At 39.9% G+C, this 20258-nt stretch carries 22 protein-coding genes; 1 reads left to right on the top strand and 21 read right to left on the bottom strand.

From position 1 onward, the window contains the following. Positions 1-586: 586 nt before the first annotated feature. The 6 genes from PSR12_RS07360 to PSR12_RS07335 all read right to left on the bottom strand — a co-directional run bounded on the left by PSR12_RS07360 (position 587) and on the right by PSR12_RS07335 (position 5620). The gene (locus PSR12_RS07360; protein WP_263082381.1) at positions 587-1570 is read right to left on the bottom strand and encodes a biotin--[acetyl-CoA-carboxylase] ligase; all 984 of its coding nucleotides are present in this window, start codon (positions 1568-1570) and stop codon (positions 587-589) included. A gap of 155 nt (positions 1571-1725) precedes the next feature. Beyond that, complete coding sequence (locus PSR12_RS07355; RefSeq protein WP_274772354.1) at positions 1726-2898, bottom strand: CCA tRNA nucleotidyltransferase; 1173 nt, start codon at positions 2896-2898, stop codon at positions 1726-1728. Next, the gene (gene bshA / locus PSR12_RS07350) at positions 2885-4030 is read right to left on the bottom strand and encodes an N-acetyl-alpha-D-glucosaminyl L-malate synthase BshA (protein ID WP_221680623.1); all 1146 of its coding nucleotides are present in this window, start codon (positions 4028-4030) and stop codon (positions 2885-2887) included. Before bshA ends, PSR12_RS07355 begins: the two co-directional genes overlap by 14 nt. A gap of 33 nt (positions 4031-4063) precedes the next feature. Then, positions 4064-4468 (bottom strand): methylglyoxal synthase, encoded by a 405-nt coding sequence (gene mgsA / locus PSR12_RS07345; RefSeq protein WP_004232690.1) that lies wholly within the window; start codon positions 4466-4468, stop codon positions 4064-4066. Between the two features lie 19 nt (positions 4469-4487). After that, entirely contained in the window at positions 4488-5285 is a 798-nt protein-coding gene (gene dapB / locus PSR12_RS07340; RefSeq protein WP_274772351.1) for a 4-hydroxy-tetrahydrodipicolinate reductase, read from the bottom strand. Then, positions 5285-5620: a nucleotide pyrophosphohydrolase gene (locus PSR12_RS07335; protein ID WP_274772349.1), complete on the bottom strand. Its 336-nt coding sequence runs from the start codon at positions 5618-5620 to the stop codon at positions 5285-5287. The genes dapB and PSR12_RS07335 overlap by 1 nt, the downstream gene beginning before the upstream one ends. A gap of 115 nt (positions 5621-5735) precedes the next feature. On the opposite strand from PSR12_RS07335, the gene PSR12_RS07330 reads away from it, so the two are divergent. Beyond that, positions 5736-6605, top strand: a complete 870-nt coding sequence (locus PSR12_RS07330) for a YitT family protein (RefSeq protein WP_004232676.1) — start codon at positions 5736-5738, stop codon at positions 6603-6605. Positions 6606-6661: 56 nt separating this feature from the next. Here PSR12_RS07330 and PSR12_RS07325 read toward each other — a convergent pair whose 3' ends face one another. The 15 genes from PSR12_RS07325 to PSR12_RS07255 all read right to left on the bottom strand — a co-directional run bounded on the left by PSR12_RS07325 (position 6662) and on the right by PSR12_RS07255 (position 20203). Next, on the bottom strand, positions 6662-7342 hold the full coding sequence (locus PSR12_RS07325) for a zinc metallopeptidase (protein ID WP_274773443.1): 681 nt from the start codon (positions 7340-7342) through the stop codon (positions 6662-6664). Between the two features lie 54 nt (positions 7343-7396). Beyond that, positions 7397-7993, bottom strand: coding sequence for a lipoprotein heptaprenylglyceryl N-acetyltransferase LhaT (locus tag PSR12_RS07320; RefSeq protein ID WP_274772346.1), 597 nt, complete (start codon positions 7991-7993; stop codon positions 7397-7399). Positions 7994-8256: 263 nt separating this feature from the next. Then, positions 8257-9024: a menaquinol-cytochrome c reductase cytochrome b/c subunit gene (locus tag PSR12_RS07315; protein ID WP_004232669.1), complete on the bottom strand. Its 768-nt coding sequence runs from the start codon at positions 9022-9024 to the stop codon at positions 8257-8259. A 41-nt stretch (positions 9025-9065) separates the two neighbouring features. Then, a complete protein-coding gene (gene qcrB / locus PSR12_RS07310; protein ID WP_004232663.1) occupies positions 9066-9740 on the bottom strand; it encodes a menaquinol-cytochrome c reductase cytochrome b subunit in 675 nt (224 codons plus the stop codon). 19 nt (positions 9741-9759) lie between these two features. After that, positions 9760-10266 carry a QcrA and Rieske domain-containing protein gene (locus tag PSR12_RS07305; protein WP_004232660.1) on the bottom strand — a complete coding sequence of 169 codons (507 nt, stop codon included), beginning with the start codon at positions 10264-10266 and terminating at the stop codon, positions 9760-9762. Positions 10267-10420: 154 nt separating this feature from the next. Beyond that, positions 10421-10870 (bottom strand): DUF2487 family protein, encoded by a 450-nt coding sequence (locus PSR12_RS07300; protein WP_048389840.1) that lies wholly within the window; start codon positions 10868-10870, stop codon positions 10421-10423. 141 nt (positions 10871-11011) lie between these two features. Continuing rightward, positions 11012-11569: a ReoY family proteolytic degradation factor gene (locus PSR12_RS07295; RefSeq protein WP_048389838.1), complete on the bottom strand. Its 558-nt coding sequence runs from the start codon at positions 11567-11569 to the stop codon at positions 11012-11014. A 14-nt stretch (positions 11570-11583) separates the two neighbouring features. Further along, positions 11584-12852 (bottom strand): tetratricopeptide repeat protein, encoded by a 1269-nt coding sequence (locus PSR12_RS07290; RefSeq protein ID WP_274772341.1) that lies wholly within the window; start codon positions 12850-12852, stop codon positions 11584-11586. A gap of 95 nt (positions 12853-12947) precedes the next feature. Continuing rightward, positions 12948-14234 carry a 3-phosphoshikimate 1-carboxyvinyltransferase gene (aroA, locus tag PSR12_RS07285; protein WP_112117664.1) on the bottom strand — a complete coding sequence of 429 codons (1287 nt, stop codon included), beginning with the start codon at positions 14232-14234 and terminating at the stop codon, positions 12948-12950. Between the two features lie 59 nt (positions 14235-14293). Continuing rightward, on the bottom strand, positions 14294-15391 hold the full coding sequence (locus tag PSR12_RS07280; protein ID WP_274772340.1) for a prephenate dehydrogenase: 1098 nt from the start codon (positions 15389-15391) through the stop codon (positions 14294-14296). Then, complete coding sequence (gene hisC / locus PSR12_RS07275) at positions 15388-16488, bottom strand: histidinol-phosphate transaminase (protein WP_274772339.1); 1101 nt, start codon at positions 16486-16488, stop codon at positions 15388-15390. The genes PSR12_RS07280 and hisC overlap by 4 nt, the downstream gene beginning before the upstream one ends. 18 nt (positions 16489-16506) lie before the next feature. Continuing rightward, positions 16507-16875 carry a chorismate mutase gene (gene aroH / locus PSR12_RS07270; protein ID WP_202341471.1) on the bottom strand — a complete coding sequence of 123 codons (369 nt, stop codon included), beginning with the start codon at positions 16873-16875 and terminating at the stop codon, positions 16507-16509. Then, on the bottom strand, positions 16872-17963 hold the full coding sequence (aroB, locus tag PSR12_RS07265) for a 3-dehydroquinate synthase (protein ID WP_274772337.1): 1092 nt from the start codon (positions 17961-17963) through the stop codon (positions 16872-16874). Before aroB ends, aroH begins: the two co-directional genes overlap by 4 nt. Positions 17964-17966: 3 nt before the next feature. Continuing rightward, positions 17967-19148, bottom strand: coding sequence for a chorismate synthase (gene aroC / locus PSR12_RS07260; protein WP_274772335.1), 1182 nt, complete (start codon positions 19146-19148; stop codon positions 17967-17969). A gap of 281 nt (positions 19149-19429) precedes the next feature. Beyond that, positions 19430-20203: a CheR family methyltransferase gene (locus PSR12_RS07255; RefSeq protein WP_004232643.1), complete on the bottom strand. Its 774-nt coding sequence runs from the start codon at positions 20201-20203 to the stop codon at positions 19430-19432. Positions 20204-20258: the final 55 nt, after the last annotated feature.

Raw genomic sequence — 20258 nt, 5'->3', positions numbered from 1 at the left:
AACCATTAATAGAATTTTTGTGAAAGGTGAAAATGGTTTCCGTTGCAGACTACTTTCTTTCCTGTAGGCGAGCGCCGAATCGCTTCCTCTGCTACCGCTCCGTTTAGAGTTTTGGCTGTCTCGTGATCCCACGGGAGTCAAGTACCCTTCCACTTCAACCTACAAAAGTGTTACCTTTTAGCAAAGGTTTTCAAATAAAGTGAAGGTGTTCACGACTCTTTATGAAGAGGTGCTGTTACGCATGACTTCCCCACATTGAAAATAAGAGTCTATCGATTCTCTAATAATACTAATAATGGATTATTTTGTTCGCTACGGCCAGTATGAAAGATAAAGCAAAGACACTTTTGCAGAATGGTTGATTGGAGTGGAGCCAGCGTCACTCCTAGGGGATTTAGCGTCACAGATGAGACCCTGGAGCGAACGTAAGTGAGTGAAGCGGCTCATCGGACGCCCCCTGGAAAGGACGCTGGCGGAACGGAAATCAACCCCTCACCTTGCAAAGTTGCTTTTTCTGCCGTTGACATCATCTTTTTGCAACAACATGAGAAGCCGCAAGTATAGGACATTACTTGCAGCTTCTTGTTTATAATATTTTGATGTCTCCCGCATAGATCGTGCGAATCGTTCCATCATCCTGTGTCAGTTGCAGAACACCATCGTCTGTAATGCCACTGGCAACCCCTTCAAAACGTTCACGTATCGTCGTTACCTCTATACGTTGACCAATTGTACAGGACAATTGCTGCCATAGTGTCTTTAGACTCGCAAAACCCTCTTTGACGTATAGTTCTGTAAATTGTTCTAAATAGTGTAAGATAGAGGCAACAAGTGCTGCACGATTGATTTCTTCCCCTGCTTCTAATCGTAATGAAGTGGCAATATCCGCAATATCAGGTGAAAAGTCAGCTGTTGCTTGGTTCGCATTTATGCCAATTCCAACAAGTAAAGCTTGCACAAGATCCGCCTCTGCCTGCATTTCCGTTAAAATCCCTGTACATTTTTTGCCATTAATCAATAAATCATTGGGCCATTTAATGGCTGGCTCTACATGTTTATATAATGTTTTAATGGCCATTGTGACAGCTACTGCCACCACAAGTGTATAGGATGAGGCCTGCTGGGGCGTAACATCTGGCCGAACGATAACGGTCATCCAAATACCTGTCCCATGGGCAGACTCCCAAGGACGAGCCATACGACCTCGCCCCGCTGTTTGCTCCTCACCAATAATAATTGTACCGTGTGGAGCTCCTTCCTGTGCAAGCTTATGCGCAATCGTTTGTGTTGAATCAACTACATCGTAATAATGGATCTCACGTCCAAAATGCTCTGTCTTTAAAAAAAGCTCAATCTGTGTGGGGCTCAAGCTATTTGGTACACCTGTCAATACATACCCCTTTTTCTTAATAGTTTCGAATGTATATCCTTCCTCTTGTAATGTTTGCATATGCTTCCAAACAGCGGTTCTTGAGACACCAAGAGAATTTGCTAATTCCTGACCTGAAACCGCTTCTCCATCAGCAGCCAATATTCTTTTTAAAATTTCGTCCTTCATGGAAATTGTCATCTTCACATCCATCCTTTAGTTAACTGTACTCTTGTTATGTAACTTATTTTGTCTTAATCATACTGTAAATTAACGTAAATGACCACCAACGATAGGAATTTAATAAAACCGCCTCCCGAAATGGGAGACGGCTTTTGACTATCATGTATTGGGCTTTAAGTAAGATCCTGCTGCTCAACCCAGCTTTTAATCTGTTGTCGATCATTTTGAAGTTCATGATGAAGAATGGCTGTCAGCAGATCCTCCAATGCGGCTTTTACCCACGGCCCACCCTTTTTGCCAGACCATTTCAGTAAATCAGCCCCATTCACCACTAATTCTTGCTTATGTTGAATCGGTAATTTTGCCTGTAATTCTCGAATAGATTGTTGAGGTATCGAAGCGTCTAATTGGCGAAGTTGGGCAAAATATTGTGCAGCCACTAGTTCTTGCTCTGTGTAGTTAAAATAATGGCGATTTGTCCAACCATCTTTTAAATCGTCATAAGCTGTTAAAACGGATTTAATAAACGCCATTTCCTTATTAGATAATCGATAATCGCGCACTACCTCACGCCATGCTGTTCCTTGCAGTAAGGCAAAGTATGCCCAGCCAAGAAGGGCATCCTTTGTTTGAAAATTACGCCATTGTGAAGCTTGAAAATCACCCGTTAAATAGGCCGTTAACCCACAGTCCTCTAGTTTTTGTATACCCCCAAAAACTGTTTGTCCTATCCAAAGCTTATCAAGCTCTGCTTTAATGCGTTCTTTTGCAATAAATCTCAGATCAGCAGCCCTTTGCTGGATGGCTGTTATTGTATTCGCCTCGATTGTAAAATCAAGCTGTGCGGAGAAGCGAATTGCTCGCAGCATTCTTAGAGCATCTTCTGCAAACCGTTTTTCTGCCTCTCCTACCGCTCGTATAACGCGCTTTTCAATATCTTGTCGTCCACCATAATAATCTACAAAAGAGCCATCATGACGCATGGCAATGGCGTTCATCGTAAAATCTCGGCGTTGTAAATCCTCTTTTAGAGATCGAACAAAATGGACATTCTGTGGTCTTCGATGATCTGTATATTCCCCATCTGTCCGATAGGTAGTCACTTCCACAGGTCCAGCGGGTACGATAACAAGTACCGTCCCATGCTGAATCCCAATATCTACAGTCTTTTGAAACACAGTTTTTACTTCTTCAGGCAAGGCATTTGTAGCCACATCTACATCATGGGCAGGACGATTGAGTAAAGCATCTCTTACAGCTCCACCAACAATAACTGCTTCAAATCCCGCCTGTTCTAATTGTTCAATGACTGAATAGGCTGCTTGCCATTCTTTATTGTTTTGCATGATTTCTTTCCGCAACCTTCTCGTACAGATTTTCATATTGTTCCACAATTTTGGATGAGTGGAATTTTTCACTTACTGCACGGATGGCCGCTTCTCGGAAGCGCAGTAATTGTTCCTCATCTTGCAATAAATGGGTTGCATACGCCGCAACTGCCTCTGTATCACCTAATTCCACGATATAACCGTCTACACCGTGCTCAATGACTTCTGGAATACCACCTACATTTGTTCCAATACAAGGTACACCACAAGCCATTGCCTCTAGTAACACCAGTCCAAACGATTCTTGCTGTGATAATAATAGCTTTAGGTCACTAATCGCATACAGTTCAGCTAAGTTTTCTTGTTTCCCTAAAAATAAAACATCCTTCATATAAGGACTTCCTTTTACTTGATCCATGACACGATGCTTTTCTGGGCCATCACCTACTAATAAGAGCTTTGCTTTCATGTTGGCACGGATTTTCATAAAGGCGTCTACAATGTGTGGAAGGTTCTTTATTTTACGGAAGTTTGATACATGAATGAGGACTTTTTCATCTTCTTGAATACCAAATTGCTCTTTTAAGTTTCCTAAATTTCGTGGGAAGTATTCGCGTTCGTCCACAAAGTTATAAATCGTTTCAATTGGTTTTACTGTATCAATCAGTTCATAGGTTTGTTCTTTTAATGCCTGTGACACGGTTGTCACAATATCAGATTTATCAATCCCATACTTAATGGCCTGTGAGAGCGTAGAATCTTGCCCAAGCACCGATATATCTGTGCCATGAAGGGTCGTAACGATGCCAATGTCTCGGCCGCTCATTTCACGTGCTAGCACCGCACATACTGCATGTGGGATGGCATAATGCACATGTAGCACATCCAACTCTTCATCCTTGATGACGTCTGCCATTTTACTCGCTAATGCAATATCGTAGGGAGAATATTGAAATACTGAATAATTATTAACTTCGACTTCATGGAAAAAGACGGTTGGATAAATTTTATTCAATCGAAATGGTACGCTTGAGGTGATGAAGTGAATTTCATGTCCTCTTTCTGCAAGCATTTTGCCTAATTCTGTTGCAATGACACCAGAGCCACCAACTGTAGGATAACAGGTAATGCCTATTTTTAGCTTTTTCATTCGATGATCATCCTTTCTGAATCACGTCTTTTGTTAATTGCGTCTTTCTTGTATCAGTCTCCAATCCACAAAGCCTTCCTGGAGGCCTTTTAGTAATATTTCTGCAGTTCCCATATTGGTTGCCAGTGGCACTTGGTAAACATCACAAAGACGGATTAGTGCAGAAACATCTGGCTCATGTGGCTGTGCTGTTAAAGGATCACGGAAAAATATCACCATGTCCATATCATTATTGGCAATCATTGCGCCAATTTGTTGATCGCCACCAAGTGGCCCTGAACGAAAACGTGTAACTTCCAAACCAGTAGCTTCGATGACACGTTGTCCTGTTGTGCCGGTAGCATATAGTGTGTGTTCTTGTAAAATATTTTGGTAAGCAATAGCAAACTGTACTAAATTATCTTTTTTACGATCATGTGCAATCAATGCGATTTTCATATAGCTTCCATCCCAATCTTTAGATGATGTTTTCTAAACCATAAACAAGCTGATCCATTTTCATAACCTCTTCTATGCAAAATGCAACACCCGACATAAAAGAATTACGGTTTAATGAATCATGGCGAATCGTTAGTAGCTGCCCATCCCCTCCAAATAATACTTGCTGGTGTGCCACTAAACCAGGTAAACGTACGGAATGAATGCGCATACCGTCAAAGTCTCCACCTCTTGCACCTTTAATGGTTTCTTTCTCTTCTAGATGTCCTTGTGCCTTAGGCGTACGGACCTCTTGTATTAACTGAGCCGTTTTCACCGCTGTCCCAGATGGTGCATCAAGCTTCTGATCATGGTGCATTTCTATAATCTCTACATCTGGTAAGTATTTGGCTGCTTCTTTTGCAAACTTCATCATTAGGATAGCACCAATCGCAAAGTTTGGTGCAATAATGCAACCTAACTCTTTTTCTTTGGCCATGGCTGATAATTCCTCTAGTTGTGCATCTGTAAATCCTGTTGTACCAATTACAGGTCGTACATTTAAATTCAGTGCTTCCTTTGTATGTTTGTAGACTGCATGTGGATTAGATAAATCCACTAGTACATCTGGTGCAGTTGCTTCTACAAGATCATGCATTTCTGTAAATATAGGCACTGTATAGCTTGCTGGAAACATATCTAAATCAGCTAAAGTTTTTCCTACTTCCTTATAATCTAGTACAGCTACTAATTCCATTTTGTCATGTTTCATGACCGTATGTACAGCCTCAGCTCCCATTTTTCCTCTTGCTCCTGCAATAGCTACACGAATCGACATCATTCTTCATCCTTTCTAGTCCAACGATCCTTATCTCTAGTTTCAAATTTATGTATGACGCGTAAAAGTGCTTCATCTAGTTTAATACCTTGAGCATTTGCAAAACAGACTAGTACAAAGAAAAAGTCTCCTAGTTCCTCTTCAATACTATTTATATCCTCAGTACTCTTTTTCTTTTTCTGTCCATAGACATCCTGAACTTCGCGTGATAGTTCACCTAATTCTTCTGTTAGACGTGCAAGTAATTCAAATGGTGGAAAATAGCCTTCTTTAAATTGTCCTATATAGTCATCGACACGCTGTTGTAAAGCTTGCATTGTTAGTTGATCTGTCATAAAAATCACACTCCTATTTACCATCGTATAAAATTTACACCATTGTTGTCAAAACCAATAAAATGTCAGATAATAGATAACACTACTTCATTTGTTTGGAACTACAGGAGGTCAAATGCTAAAACAGATTAAAATTCGTAATATTATCGCAATTATGCTCGGAGCAGCAGTTTTCAGCTTCGGCTTTGTTCACTTCAACATCCAAAATCAACTGGGTGAAGGTGGACTAAGTGGGATTACCCTCATACTATATTTTACATTAGGATGGGACCCCGCCTTAATGAACCTGTTATTAAATATTCCCATGTTTATCATAGGTTATCGATTACTTGGAAAAAAATCATTTGTCTATACGCTTGTCGGCACTTTATCTGTATCTCTTTTTCTAAAAATTTTTCAAAAATATCAATTTACCATCCATTTAGAGGATGACATGTTGCTTGTGGCACTTTTTGCTGGTGTCTTTGTTGGATTGGGACTTGGGATTGTCTTTCGTTTCGGTGGCACTACAGGTGGTGTCGATATTTTGGCCCGACTCGGACATAAATATTTTGGCTGGAGTATGGGGAAAACCATGTTTGTCTTCGATGCCATCGTCATCATCCTTTCTTGGCTGACGTTCTTGGATGCTCGTTCGATGATGTATACATTAGTAGCCGTATTTGTTGGAGCCCGTGTTATTGACTTTGTACAAGAAGGTGCTTATGCGGCTCGTGGTGCGCTTATCATATCGGAAAAGTCGGGAGCCATTGCTGAAACAATTGCTCTTCGAATGGAGCGTGGTATCACCATTTTAGAAGGACATGGTCATTTTACGAAACAACCTAAAGAGGTGATTTATTGTGTGATTGGCCGCAATGAAGTTGTACGGTTAAAATCTATTGTGCATGAAGTTGATCCGCACGCATTTGTTTCCATCATTGAAGTACGAGATGTGGCAGGAGAAGGCTTCACACTAGACGATCAAAAGCAACCCCTTCATTAAAGCATACGAAGATAAAAAACTTGCTATAGTGGTGTACCACTATAACAAGTTTTTTCTTAGTCGTCGCTACGCATATTAGTAAAAATTAAAATTAAACGTAATAACTCAAGTACAGCTACCGCTGCCGCTGCTACATATGTTAAGGCTGCAGCACTTAATACTTTTCGTGCTGGTCGTTCTTCTTCATTTGTAATAATGCCAAGTGAATTCATTTGAACTAATGCTCGCTTTGAGGCATCAAACTCCACCGGAAGTGTCACTAATTGGAAAACAACACCTGCTGCTAATAATATGATACCTAACAGCAATAAATTCGACATACTTGTAAAAATACCAATCATTACAAAAAGCCAAGACATATTGGAAGAAATGTTTGCTACTGGAACGAGCTTACTACGTAATGTAAGCATAGAATAAGCTTCTTTATGTTGGATGGCGTGACCTACCTCATGGGCAGCTACTGCAGCACCTGCAACACTCGCTTCATAAAAGTTACTTTCTGACAAAGCCACTGTTTTGGTTGCCGGATTATAATGATCAGACAACACACCTTGCGTTGGCACAACTCGTACATCATATAAGCCGTTCGCGTCTAAAATCGCACGCGCTACCTCAGCACCAGTCTGCCCCTTCATTGTACGTTGCTTTGCAAATTTTTTATACGTACCCTTTACCTTCAGTTGAGCATAAAGTGGAAGCAGCATAATAATCGCAAAATAAACAATATACATGCTCATTGACAATTTTCTAACCCCTTTCTACCTCGATACTATAATTCTATAATTTATACCCTAATTCGGCAAATATTTGCGCCACCTAATTGAGAAAATGGCAAGTAAAATACATGCAATTGATAACCAGAATGTAAAGTAGCCAATATAGCTTGTGTAATTGGCTAAATCTCGATACATAGGCATTTGCCCAAATACATAGTCAATGACATCATTATGCAGTGTCCAAACAGCTGCTATCACTACATGCCAATAAGTGAAGACATATTTCTTCATATATAGTACAGCTTGTACAGCCATGGCAAAATGTGAACCAACTAACATCCACCCCTGCCAGCCAATAGAACCTGTTTCAATTAATGTCCAAATATTCATCACATCTGCCCATAAGCCATATTTCACCAACGTAACAAGGGCAAGTACTTCCATCAGTGGCCAGCTTTTCCCTATAATCCAAGCAATCAACACAAAACAAAAGAATAAACTAGCTGTCGGACTATCTGGAACAAAAATATAAAAAATAGGCTCTGTGATTGCAAGCTGCCACCCATACCAATAATAGCCATAAAATGTACCTAGTAGATTAACAATTAGCAGCGCAATCAAGAATGATTTATGTGTCAGAAGGTACCAAATATTTGCTCTTGTTAGTTGCATGATGTTAACTCCTTCCGATATAAACAATCCATTATTTATGTATAGTTCTGAAATTCTAGAGCTTCACTCTACCTTTCAATTGTATCTCACCATCAATATGTGTTATTTTATTGTTTTAATTCGCTAACTTGTTTCAGGAATAAATGTTTTTTCGACATCTTTCGCTAAAACCCTTTATACAAGGGAACCTTTTTGTATGGCTTCCAGTCCCAATAGTATAACAAGGTAGAAAAAAAAGAGCCAGTTTCCTGACTCTTTTACTATTACTCTGCTTTTAAGCTTTCGATGAATTCAGCAAGTTTTTGAAGATCTTCATCTGAACCTGTCCATAATCCTGGTGGCATGTTACCGCGACCATTATGAGCAATGTCCTTAATCTCATCAGCTGTTAATCCAGTGTTCATTAGAGATGGTGCACCAGCTCCACCTTCTAAGCCTTCACCGTGACATGTAATACAAGCTGAGCCAGCGTATAGTTTATAACCTTCTGATTCTTTATCGAATTCAACTGTTTCTACGATTGCACCCATAGCTTTTTGAGCTTCCCAGTCGTGGTTAACAACTGACTCCCAAGTTAGGTAGAACATAGCAGCTAAAGTTAATAACATAAACGCTGTTGGCAATGGACGTTTAGATGGACGACGTTCTGGACCCTTGTCTAAAAATGGCATTAATAATAGCGCTCCAAATGCAAGACCTGGAATTACAATAGCTCCGATTACATTGTATGGACCAGAAGCAAATGAGTATTTTAAAAGTTGATACATAAATAAGAAGTACCAGTCCGGTAGTGGTGTATATGCTCTAGTTGGATCTGCCGGCCCTTCAAGTGGTGACGGGTGAGCGACAGTTAATAATAAGTATCCAATTAAAAATACAGCACCTACCATCCATTCCTTCAGTAAGAAGTTCGGCCAGAAAGCTTCCGTCTTACCTGGATATTCGGAATAATCCTTTGGAACGTTCGGCATTCTGTGATTCGCTTTAATACGAGAATCGCCGACAAATTTCATTCCTTTTCCGCGATGCATAGTGTCCCCTCCTTTTAAAGATCATCGAACCGTCAAGACAATCACAACGGTCCTGAAATTCCTTGACGACGAATCATGATAAAGTGCGCTGCAAGTAACCCAAACAATACTGCAGGTAAGAAGAATACATGAATCGCAAAGAATCGAGTTAACGTTTGAGCACCGAGAATCGTTGTGTCACCCGCTAATAATACTTTAATCATCCCACCGATAAACGGTACAGATGCTGCAATTTCGATACCTACTTTAGTAGCGAATAATGCTTTCATATCCCATGGTAATAAGTATCCTGTAAATCCAAGACCCATCATTACACCAAAAATACCTACACCAACCATCCAGTTTAATTCACGAGGTTTTTTATAAGAACCTGTGAAGAATACACGAAGTGTATGTAAGAACATCATTACGATAACTAATGAAGCTCCCCAGTGGTGCATACCGCGTACGATTTCACCAAATGCTACTTCGTTTTGTAAATAATAAACTGATTTCCAGGCATTCACAACGTCTGGTACATAGTACATTGTTAGGAACATACCAGATAAAATTTGAATTACTGTGATGAAGAATGTTAATCCACCAAAGCAGTAAACGAATGCTGAAAAATGATGTGCAGGGTTAACGTGCTCTGGCACTTCGTGGTCGGCAATATCACGCCAAATCGGTGTAATATCTAGGCGTTCATCGACCCAATCATAAATTTTATTTAGCACTGTTGTCGTACCCCCTTACTTATTTAACTAGAGAATTTGCTTTAGCTGGACCAATCATTAAATAGCCATCTTGTTCTTGTACTTCAAATTCATCCAACGGACCTAGAGGCGGTGTACCTGCAATGTTTTTCCCGTTTTTCTCATAACGTCCTGCGTGGCATGGACAGAAGAATTGACCTGGGTGTGCAGAATCTCCATTCCAGTCAACCATACATCCTAAATGCTTACAAACAGGTGAAAGGGCAATGATTTGATCGCCACTTTTATAAACCCAAGCTACATCTGTAACCTGTGATTTATACCATGCATCCACTTGTTCATATGAAAAGTCCACTTTTACAGGCTCTTCAGTCAAGTCAGCGATTTTATGCTCTGTTTTTACAAAATCCCCACCCTCATGCTTTTGTAGCACAGGATCAATTGCAAAGCGAAGCATTGGCATTAGCATACCTGCCGCCATAAATCCACCTACACCAGTAAGAGTATAACTTAGAAATTGACGACGTGAAACTCGATTATTACTCATTATTTTCCCCCCTCTAACTTAAAGGTCAGTCCAACGGACATACTTTTACAAATAGTAATACTAGGACATATATATGATATATCAAGTCCATAGCTTGGTCAATATAGCATTCTGTGGAAAGCTGGAGAATGTGAACATTTATTGAAACTAATTGTTAAATCTGTGCCCATTTAGTCGAAAGCATTGGAATCACTTGTCGCAATTGATCTTCTAGAATGGATTTTTTCACACTGGCATCCATACTTTCTAAAGGAATCGCTGGTAACCAAATCATATTGACTATCTCTCCACTCTTTGTCCAATAATGGTCACAAGTAATGAAGAACACATGCTTAAATCCAGCATTATGTAATTGTGCTTCTAATTGCTGTGGTAAATCATCGTTTTTTAAAGTTGTCATATAAGAAAATGGTGGCATGACTAGTAGTCGACCTTTAAACTGCTGCTCTATAAAAGAAGTTAAAGACATGACAAAATCTACCTCGGCACCACTTTGTTTCATTTTTTCAGAAGAGAGATCAATGGATACAAGTGGAACAACCGCGGTATCAATAAAATCTTTTTGTGCCATAAACGATGTTACATCGTTTGCATTAAAATACATTCAACAAACCTCCTTTTATCGCAAAATAAAAATGTCCTTTTCCACTCTTCAATAGGATACCCAATTAAAAGTGAAAACAATCATTCACTAGTAATGTTACCATATTGAAATGGATAAAGGACATTCAATTTTTACCTATAATTAACGTAAATTAGCCGTTTCCTTCAATGCTTGTAACAAATTAGACAATTCATAAAATCGCACTTCATCTCCCTGGTCGAGGGCTTCATCAATTTGTGCAAGTAATTTCTCTTCTTGGAATACGAGTAAGCTATTGGAAAGCAGCTCTTCTGCCAGTACACGATCTTTTTCACTGACGAGCAGTGTTTCTGGCATATAAGGGTTTTCTTCAAGAACTGCTAAGTATTGTGCACTTGGTGGTATATTAGGAAAATTCAATTGTATATACATATCTTCTTGTTCATGTAAGCGTAAATCATGGAAAGACTTCTCAGCATCTGCTGTCATCACATTGCCTTTATAGAAACGAAAAGGCACACCTGTTGAGTCTACTGTCGACATCACCATTGCCCTAGGACAATAGTGAGCTTCTTCCACAAACCGGATTCTTTTTAACAAGTCATCATTACTTAATAGGTAATTTAAAATCCATACACACTCACGACGTTTCAATTGATAATTTTTTAAAAACCATCGAACAAATGCTTTTTTATCAACAACTGATACAGAAGCAGTCATACCCACTCCCTCCTTTACTCAAATTCTAAGGTTTCTAACTTCTCCTGCCACTCTGGTTCACCCGGTTGAATGTTGATTAATTGTCCAAGAACCTCTTTTGCCTCTGAACGCTTTCCTTCTTCTAATAAGAAGTAAACATATTTTTCTAAAAATGTTGCGTCTTCCTTAAAATCATTATATGCCAAACGGTAAAATTCGTATGCACGGTCGTACAATTCTAAATTTTCATATGCCTCTGCCGCAAAAGGATATAAAGTGCTCCATTCAAAATCATTTTGCTGTAATGTCTCAAATAACTCGATCACATCCTCATGGCGCTCCTGTTGTCCAAACACTGAAATAAGTGCCAGTACCGCTTCCATATATTCAGGATCGAGCGCTATAGCTTCTCTCAGATGTTGCTCAGCTTCTTCTGGCAAACCATTTTTCAATGCCATTTTACCAGCGAATAAATAAAGCGATTTATCATATTCATCACGCTTTAACCCCTCTTGAATGGCAGCATATGCTTTTTGATTATCCTCTGTCATTGCATAGCTTTCCGCAAGCAATAAATAGGCTGAGAAGTAATCAGGATCTAATTCTTTCAATTCCTCTAGTTGTTTAATAGCCATCTCGTATTTTTGTGACTGGAAGGCTGAATAAGCAGCTCCAAATAAAATATCGGGCTTTACTTCATCTTCAAGGGCTTTGACATAATAATCAAATGCCGTCTCATAGGCTGCACCTGCACGATAAACCTCCGCTAGTCGTTCGACAAGTTGAATACCAGCAAATTCATTTTGCTGCTCATATAAGTCCTCGTACAGTCTTGCTGCCTCTAAAAAACGACCTGTTTCAAATAAAAGTTCTGCTTTCGCAAAATGTAATAATGGCTCGTCTGGTAAAATTGCTAATGCTTCATTTATACGCTTTTCTGCAACCTCAAATAACCCTTGCATTTGATAATAATCAGCTAAAACCAATAACGCTTGTGGATATTCTGGGGAGGTTTCTTCAATTTCTAATAATAAATCTAATGCTTCATCTTCATTACCAAGCTCCATTAGGACATTGGCACGATCTATTTTTAACTGTGCTTCTTCTGGGAATAAAAATTGTAAATGCTCCAGCACACGGTCAGCTTCCTTCATGTACCCATAGTGCATAAAAATCTCAGCAAGTGCATAGATCTCCTCGGGTAGCTCCTTCATTAAAAATGATTCTAGTAGCTGATCTATTAATGCTAAATCCCCTTGTTCAAGTGCTTGCATCATTTCAGTCATCGCATTGTTCACAGTCATTCACCTATTCTTTCGTTGATACCTTTATGCTACAAAACATTTACCTCTGAAACAAGAAAAAACTCCCCAAAAGCTTGGAGAGCCTCTCTTAATTGTTACTTCACTGCCTCAATATGCTCAAAGAACGATGGGTAGGATACAGCAATACATTGTGCATCATCTAGTGTAACAGCTCCGTCTGTTATTAAAGCTGCAACTGCACCCATCATGCCGATTCGATGATCGCCATAGGTTTGAAGGTTTGCTCCTTTTAAAGACGTTGGTCCCTCAATAATCATACCATCTTCTGTTGCTTCGATTTGGGCACCAAGTTTCTTCAATTCAGTCACAACAGCCGTGATACGGTCAGTCTCCTTCACTTTTAGCTCCTCGGCATCTTTAATGATCGTTTGACCATGTGCTTGCGTAGCGAGTAATGCAAGAATTGGAATTTCGTCAATTAAACGAGGAATAATGTCTCCCTCAATTATTGTACCAGTTAAAGAAGATGTCGCGATTTGGATTGTTGCTGTCGGTTCAGCTTGATTATCATCATTCGGCGTTACCGTCATCGTGGCGCCCATTTTTTGCAGCACCTCTATAATGCCATCACGTGTTGGATTAATGCCCACATTATTTAGTGTTAGCTGACTATTTTTGCAAATGGCTCCTGCCACTAAGAAAAAGGCAGCCGATGATATATCTCCTGGCACAGAAACATGCGTACCATTGAGAGCTTGTCCTCCTTCAATCGATACTACGCCATTATCTACTTCTACATGTGCACCAAATTGACGCAGCATTCGCTCTGTATGATCTCTCGAAACATCCATTTCTCTAACAATAGTTGTTCCTTCAGCACGCAAGCCCGCTAGTAAAATAGCAGATTTCACCTGTGCACTTGCTACAGGCATCTTGTAATCAATGGCTTGTAATTTTGTACCTTGAATGGCTAGTGGTGTATATTGCCCGTCTGCACGCCCTGTAATTTGTGCACCCATCTGACGCAGTGGATCTATAACACGGCGCATTGGTCGTTTTCCAATGGATGCATCTCCTGTCATGACAGAGTGAACAGTAGAACCAGCTAAAATGCCTAGCATTAAGCGTGTTGTTGTACCAGAGTTACCCGTATATAACACTTCTGTCGGCTCCTGCCAGCCATCCATCCCTGGACTATGAATGGTTACATTTGTCCCTTCCACCTCAATCTGAACGCCAAGTTTCTGGAAGCAATCAATTGTACTTAAACAATCTTCACCTAGTAAAAAGCCCTCTACTGTCGTTGTTCCACTAGCAATGGCGCCAAACATCACAGAGCGATGAGATACAGACTTATCGCCTGGAACAGTTAAAGAGCCCTGTAAAGAAGGCTTGTTGTATTGCAATACTTTTTCACTCATGAACTTTATTCCCTCCAATATGAAGATAGAAAGCGCCGAAATGCCGACGCTTTCTTATGCTAAGAAATATACGTTTCGAAATTTGCTCGTTTTTGAATACAGGCTGCAGCACGTTCGCGATCATTTTCACTTTGGAAGCTAATGACTAGAATACCGAAAACATCTTCTCGTGATTCAACGATGCGAAGATTCGTAATACTAATTGCTTCATCTGCTAAAAAGCCCGTCACTTCAGAAATAACACCTGGATAGTCAGGAACATCAACATATAGATCGAATGGTGTATACATAGCCCCTGCACTAATCGGTAATTCATCTCTCAGTTCTTTGGCAACTGCAAAATAGTTTTCAATAGCCTGTGAAGAACCCTCCATCAGCAGTTCCTTAATGCGCGTCATTTCTTTTTCCCAACCATCTAATTGCGTGAGGAGCTCCTCGCGATTTTGCAGCGTAATATCTCGCCATAAGATGGGATTCGAAGAGGCGATTCGTGTCACATCACGAAACCCTCCTGCTGCAAGAGAACGTGTCATTGGGTATTCCCCATTTTCGCCACCTAATTGATGGACAAGTGAGGCCGCAATAACATGTGGAAAATGACTCACCACCGCTGTCATATGATCATGCTCACTGGCAGATACACTGACTACTTTTGCATGGGTAAATTTCAGCAAACTTTCAAGCTGTGCCATATGAACAATTTCTTCCCCAGCAAGTGGCGTAAGCATGTAATATGCGTTTTCAAAAAGATGGGCCTTAGCAGCCAGCACACCACTTTTATGAGACCCCGCCATTGGATGTCCACCAATAAACGTTATGCCAAGTTCCCGTAATTCGCTGGCTTTTTGCATAATTAATTTCTTTGTACTCCCTGTATCTGTTACGATAACTTTATTTTTCAATGGCCATGATTTTAATTGCTCCATCCAATCCAGTGTTGCATTAACGGGCGTACCGAAGATAATAACATCAACCTCAGCCGCAACAGCCTGTGGATCTGGAACAATATCATGCACAATATTTAATGTTTTCGCATGCTCACGTGTTTGTGCGTCCATGTCATAGCCAATAATTTTTGTTTCAGGTGCTTTTTGCAAAGCAAGGGCAATAGAACCACCGATCAATCCCAGCCCTATAACGAGTACTTTGCGTGTCATGCAAATACCCCTTGTTGTTTTAACACTTCATCAAGTTGGCTAAGCAAAGCTGCATTTTGAGCCTCTGTTCCAATTGTCACACGGATAAATCCTGGTAATCCTAATGCATTACCACTGCGCACAATAAAGCCTCTTTTCATCAGCTCTTGGAAAACAACATCACTATCAGCATGGGTATCAAAGAAAATAAAGTTTGTATCAGATGGGAAGTATTTTAAATTATGCTTTTCACAAAATTCTACATATTGTTTTTTGCCTTTTTCATTGGCTTCACGGCATGCTTCAATATAATCTTGGTCACTAAGCGCAATGACAGCAACAGCTTGACTTAAGATTGTATTATTGAATGGTGCACGCACAGGATCGAGCTTAGCAATAACATCAGGTTGGCCAATTGCATAGCCAACGCGGAACGAGGCTAAGCCATATGCTTTAGAGAATGTACGCAGTAAAAGAACATTCGGATATTCGTCAATGATTGGTAACGTATCCTTGTGGTCTGGATGTGTAACATATTCAATGTATGCCTCATCAAGTACGACAAGGACATCGCTTGGAACCTTTGCAAGAAAGGCACGCAATGCAGCATCAGGAATGACAACTCCTGTAGGATTATTTGGACTACATACCCAAACAATAGAAGTTTGGTCATCAATTGCAGCCAACATCGCCTCTAAATCATGTGCTCCCTCTTGACAAGGAACTTTACGTACTTCAGCACCTTCAATTTCTGCATTGTGCCAGTATTGAGAGAAGGAAGGGTCGGCCATAACCGTGTTTACCCCTGGATACAACAGAGCACGAGTAATAATCGCAATGATGTCATCAGAGCCGTTACCAAAAAGAAGCTGTGTCTCTTTCACACCTAGATGATTTGCCACAGCAGTACGTAGGTTTTGTGCATAGCCATCTGGATAAAGTGCATGATTCACTGCATTATTTTGTAAATAAGCTGTTACCTTAGGTGAGCACCCGAATGGATTTTCATTCGATGCCAATTTAATAACTTCCTTTAAGCCATATTCACGTTGTACTTCTTCAATTGGTTTACCTGGCTTATATGCTTGCATACCGTCCAATTGTTGTTTCCACTTCATCTAAAACATCTCCTCTACTTATTTAGCCTGAGCCAAATCTGGTCTTAATTTCACTGCATCATTGAGATACAAGTGCTTTACATCTTTTTGTGCTACCTCTATGTTTGCATGTATTAATACACGAATGCATAACGGTAGCGCTTCTGGCACATCCATTTCATGTGTACACATTACAGGGACATATTGCCAGCCATCCATCAAGCGTACTGCACGAGCAGGAAATGCTGAGGTAATATCTGGCGTTGTTGAAATGAGGATCGATGCGATATCATCAATGTCCACATTATTTGCTGCCACAACCTCACGCACTAATCTTGCTGTCTCATCCCATACAAGCTCTGGCTTGTCAGATTCAATTGTTATTGCTCCTCTAAGTCCACGAATCATACAAGCACCTCCGCTAATAACTGTCTATATTCAGCATCTATTTCTTGACATTCTTCTATATCAATAGCTTTGACAAAAGGATTTCCAATTTTCTCCAAAAGAACAAACTGTAAAATGCCATATTCCGCTTTTTTATCTTTCATTAGGTAGCTAGATAATTGTTCAAATGAATAATCACCCACAGCCTCAAAAGGATAGCCGTTTTTTATCGCAAACTGTAAAAAGGATTGGGTGAACGTTCGATCAAGTTCTCCATATCGTTCACTCAATAGAAGACAATAGACGAGTCCAATCATAACCGCCTCACCATGAGCCACTTTGCCATAACCCGCAGCTGCTTCAATGGCATGTCCGTATGTATGGCCTAGGTTTAAAAATTTTCGAACGGATTGCTCTGTTTCGTCCTCAGCAACAATTTGTGCTTTCACTTCAATTCCTTTTTTTAGTTGCTTTGCTAGTTCATTTTGATTAAAATGGATCACCGAATCTCCTGTCATTAATTCCTCCAGCCAGTTCGGGTCAGAAATCATGGCATGCTTAATTAACTCTGCTGTTCCTGAACGTACCTCACGCTCTGATAAACTTTCTAAAAGAGCTGTATCATATATCACGCCTTCTGGCTGATAAAATGCGCCAATCATATTTTTTCCTAGTGGATGATTAATGGCAGTTTTTCCACCAACTGCGGAATCATGCGCTAGAATAGTCGTTGGAATTTGAATAAACGGAATCCCTCGCATATAGGTTGCCGCAACAAAACCTGTTAAATCGCCAACTGCTCCTCCTCCAAAAGCAAAAATGAAGGATTTTCGGGAGCATTTTTGCTCTAATAAAAATGTTTGAGCAGCGTTGTATTGATCAAAGGTTTTGCATGCTTCTCCACCTGGCAAAATAAAGGCCTCAAAATGGTACGGGAAATTTGCTTTGAAATACTCTCCCTGTGCTGCCCAAACATTGACATCTGTAAACACAAAGAGCTTATCCGCTTTTTGAAGTTTATCAGCAAATGCCTCCACAGCTTCAGTTAGAAAATGATGCCCAAGAACAACTTCATATTGATGCGATTTTGTTGCTACTGGTACACGCATAACTTAGAACCCCTTTGTATATTGACGATGCTCGTCAATTTGAGCTTGTAATTGTGGTAGTTGATCACTATGGAATTGCTCTAAAATTGCATTCGCTATTTCCCAGGCAATAACATGTTCTGCAACTACAGACGCTGCTGGTACTGCACAGCTATCAGAGCGCTCAACACTCGCTTTAAACGGCTCTTTTGTTTCAATATCTACACTTTGTAATGGTTTATATAAAGTAGGAATTGGCTTCATCACACCACGTACAACAATTGGCATACCTGTTGACATACCGCCTTCTAAGCCGCCAAGTCGATTGGTTGCACGAGTATAACCTTCTTCTTCAGACCAGATGATTTCATCGTGTACTTCAGAACCTTTTCGACGTGCCATTTCAAAGCCAAGTCCAAATTCTACTCCTTTAAATGCATTAATGGATAGCATAGCAGCAGCAAGTTTCGCATCCAACTTGCGATCATAATGTACATAAGACCCTACACCTGCTGGCATGCCTTCTACAATGACTTCTACAACACCACCGATCGAATCGCCGGCTTTTTTCGCCTCATCAATTGCCTCAACCATTTTCGCAGAGGCGATTGGATCTACACAGTAGCAAGGATCCACTTCGACAATTGCACGAATTTCTTCCGTTGTTTTTCCTTCTATTAAAGATGTATCGGCTTTAATTCCCACTATCTCTGTAACATGCGCAACAATGGAAATGCCTAGTTCATTAAGTAACGCCTTTGCTACAGACCCAACTGCTACACGAACAGTTGTTTCACGCGCAGAGGAGCGCTCTAATACATTCCTTAAATCTCGGTGACCATATTTCATGCCTCCGACTAAATCTGCATGACCTGGTCGAGGACGTGAGATTTGACGCTTGATATCTTCAGGATTGATATCATCAGCTAGTGGCTCTGCTCCCATAATTTTAGTCCAGTGCTTCCAGTCATCATTTGTGACAACGAGTGCAACAGGAGATCCAAGTGTCTGACCATGACGAACACCAGCTACAATCTCCACTGTATCTGTTTCGATTTGCATGCGGCGCCCACGTCCATGACCTCCTTGGCGACGTTTTAAATCGTGATTAATTTTTTCTGCTGTAATGGGTAAGAGTGACGGTAAACCCTCAATAATTGTCGTTAATTGAGGTCCGTGTGACTCACCTGCTGTTAAGTAACGCATAAACACTTTCTCCCTTCAACTCGCTAAAGTATGTATTTTTCACTATAACATATATTCTTTAAAAAAACAGTCCTTTTACGAATGTCTTTTAAGTAGTTACCATTTTCATAGATCTAAATGTGAATATTCTGAATGAAAGTTATAAAAAACACCTAGCTAAATTTTATAAAAAATACGCCTTTGCTTATGATAAGCGAAAAGCGTATGAATTATCTATGTTTAATGCTTGGTCAACTTTATGTACAATTGTGTCATTTGTACAAGGCTTTTCATCCATATTATTAATTATTTTTACGATAGAAGAATGTGTCTTCTACATCAAATTCATAACGTGCTGGATTAAAAATTTGCTCTGTCGATCCAACAAATAAAACGCCATCCTTACGCAGTGCTTTACTAAAATTATTATAAATTTGATCTTTCGCTTCTTCTGTAAAATAAATCATGACATTGCGACAAACAATTAAATCATAATTGCTGTCATAAGAGTCATTCAATAAATTATGTTTCTTAAAGGTTACACAACGCTTAATCTCATCCTTCACGCGATAGAAGGAGCCTTCTTGTTCAAAATACTTTGCTTTAATATCACTTGGCACCTCTGCTAAAGAGCGTTCAGGGTAGACACCTAACTTCGCCTTTTGTATTACATTCTCATCTAAATCAGTGGCAATAATTTGAATTTGAGATAAAGGCACCAATTGAGATAATACCATTACTAATGAATATGGTTCTTCTCCTGTCGAACAAGCAGCACTCCAAATTTTTAAACGCTTATTAGTTTGTAAAAGTTTCGGAAATATTTTCTTTTGTAATACTTCCCAGCGCTTTCCGTTGCGATAAAATTCAGAAACATTGATCGTCATACGATCTAAGAATTCATTCATTAAATCTCGATCTTGTTCGAGTGCCTTTAGAAAGTCTACAAAATTACGATAGCCCTTTTTCTCATAAAGAGAGGTTAATCGTCTTTTCATTTGCGCTTCTTTATATAACGCTAAATCTATTCCTGTTTTGCGCTTAATACCTTCTATAAACTGTTCATAATCAGACATATGGTCATCTTCCCCTCTAGCGTCGTATTACCATTATAGCGGAAAAGTCCCAATC

The sequence above is a fragment of the Lysinibacillus sp. G01H genome (genome assembly GCF_028872195.1).
GTDB lineage: Bacteria > Bacillota > Bacilli > Bacillales_A > Planococcaceae > Lysinibacillus > Lysinibacillus capsici.
Note: the sequence above shows the minus strand (reverse complement) of the source record. Positions and strands in the feature narration are given on the sequence as shown.

Excerpts from the sequence above, each read along its gene's own strand:
- PSR12_RS07360 (WP_263082381.1), bottom strand. The coding sequence starts at position 1,570 with ATGACAATTTCCATGAAGGACGAAATTTTAAAAAGAATATTGGCTGCT.
- PSR12_RS07355 (WP_274772354.1), bottom strand. The coding sequence starts at position 2,898 with ATGCAAAACAATAAAGAATGGCAAGCAGCCTATTCAGTCATTGAACAA.
- bshA (WP_221680623.1), bottom strand. The coding sequence starts at position 4,030 with ATGAAAAAGCTAAAAATAGGCATTACCTGTTATCCTACAGTTGGTGGC.
- mgsA (WP_004232690.1), bottom strand. The coding sequence starts at position 4,468 with ATGAAAATCGCATTGATTGCACATGATCGTAAAAAAGATAATTTAGTA.
- dapB (WP_274772351.1), bottom strand. The coding sequence starts at position 5,285 with ATGTCGATTCGTGTAGCTATTGCAGGAGCAAGAGGAAAAATGGGAGCT.
- PSR12_RS07335 (WP_274772349.1), bottom strand. The coding sequence starts at position 5,620 with ATGACAGATCAACTAACAATGCAAGCTTTACAACAGCGTGTCGATGAC.
- PSR12_RS07330 (WP_004232676.1), top strand. The coding sequence starts at position 5,736 with ATGCTAAAACAGATTAAAATTCGTAATATTATCGCAATTATGCTCGGA.
- PSR12_RS07325 (WP_274773443.1), bottom strand. The coding sequence starts at position 7,342 with ATGAGCATGTATATTGTTTATTTTGCGATTATTATGCTGCTTCCACTT.
- PSR12_RS07320 (WP_274772346.1), bottom strand. The coding sequence starts at position 7,993 with ATGCAACTAACAAGAGCAAATATTTGGTACCTTCTGACACATAAATCA.
- PSR12_RS07315 (WP_004232669.1), bottom strand. The coding sequence starts at position 9,024 with ATGCATCGCGGAAAAGGAATGAAATTTGTCGGCGATTCTCGTATTAAA.
- PSR12_RS07305 (WP_004232660.1), bottom strand. The coding sequence starts at position 10,266 with ATGAGTAATAATCGAGTTTCACGTCGTCAATTTCTAAGTTATACTCTT.
- PSR12_RS07300 (WP_048389840.1), bottom strand. The coding sequence starts at position 10,870 with ATGTATTTTAATGCAAACGATGTAACATCGTTTATGGCACAAAAAGAT.
- PSR12_RS07295 (WP_048389838.1), bottom strand. The coding sequence starts at position 11,569 with ATGACTGCTTCTGTATCAGTTGTTGATAAAAAAGCATTTGTTCGATGG.
- PSR12_RS07290 (WP_274772341.1), bottom strand. The coding sequence starts at position 12,852 with ATGACTGTGAACAATGCGATGACTGAAATGATGCAAGCACTTGAACAA.
- aroA (WP_112117664.1), bottom strand. The coding sequence starts at position 14,234 with ATGAGTGAAAAAGTATTGCAATACAACAAGCCTTCTTTACAGGGCTCT.
- PSR12_RS07280 (WP_274772340.1), bottom strand. The coding sequence starts at position 15,391 with ATGACACGCAAAGTACTCGTTATAGGGCTGGGATTGATCGGTGGTTCT.
- hisC (WP_274772339.1), bottom strand. The coding sequence starts at position 16,488 with ATGAAGTGGAAACAACAATTGGACGGTATGCAAGCATATAAGCCAGGT.
- aroH (WP_202341471.1), bottom strand. The coding sequence starts at position 16,875 with ATGATTCGTGGACTTAGAGGAGCAATAACAATTGAATCTGACAAGCCA.
- aroB (WP_274772337.1), bottom strand. The coding sequence starts at position 17,963 with ATGCGTGTACCAGTAGCAACAAAATCGCATCAATATGAAGTTGTTCTT.
- aroC (WP_274772335.1), bottom strand. The coding sequence starts at position 19,148 with ATGCGTTACTTAACAGCAGGTGAGTCACACGGACCTCAATTAACGACA.
- PSR12_RS07255 (WP_004232643.1), bottom strand. The coding sequence starts at position 20,203 with ATGTCTGATTATGAACAGTTTATAGAAGGTATTAAGCGCAAAACAGGA.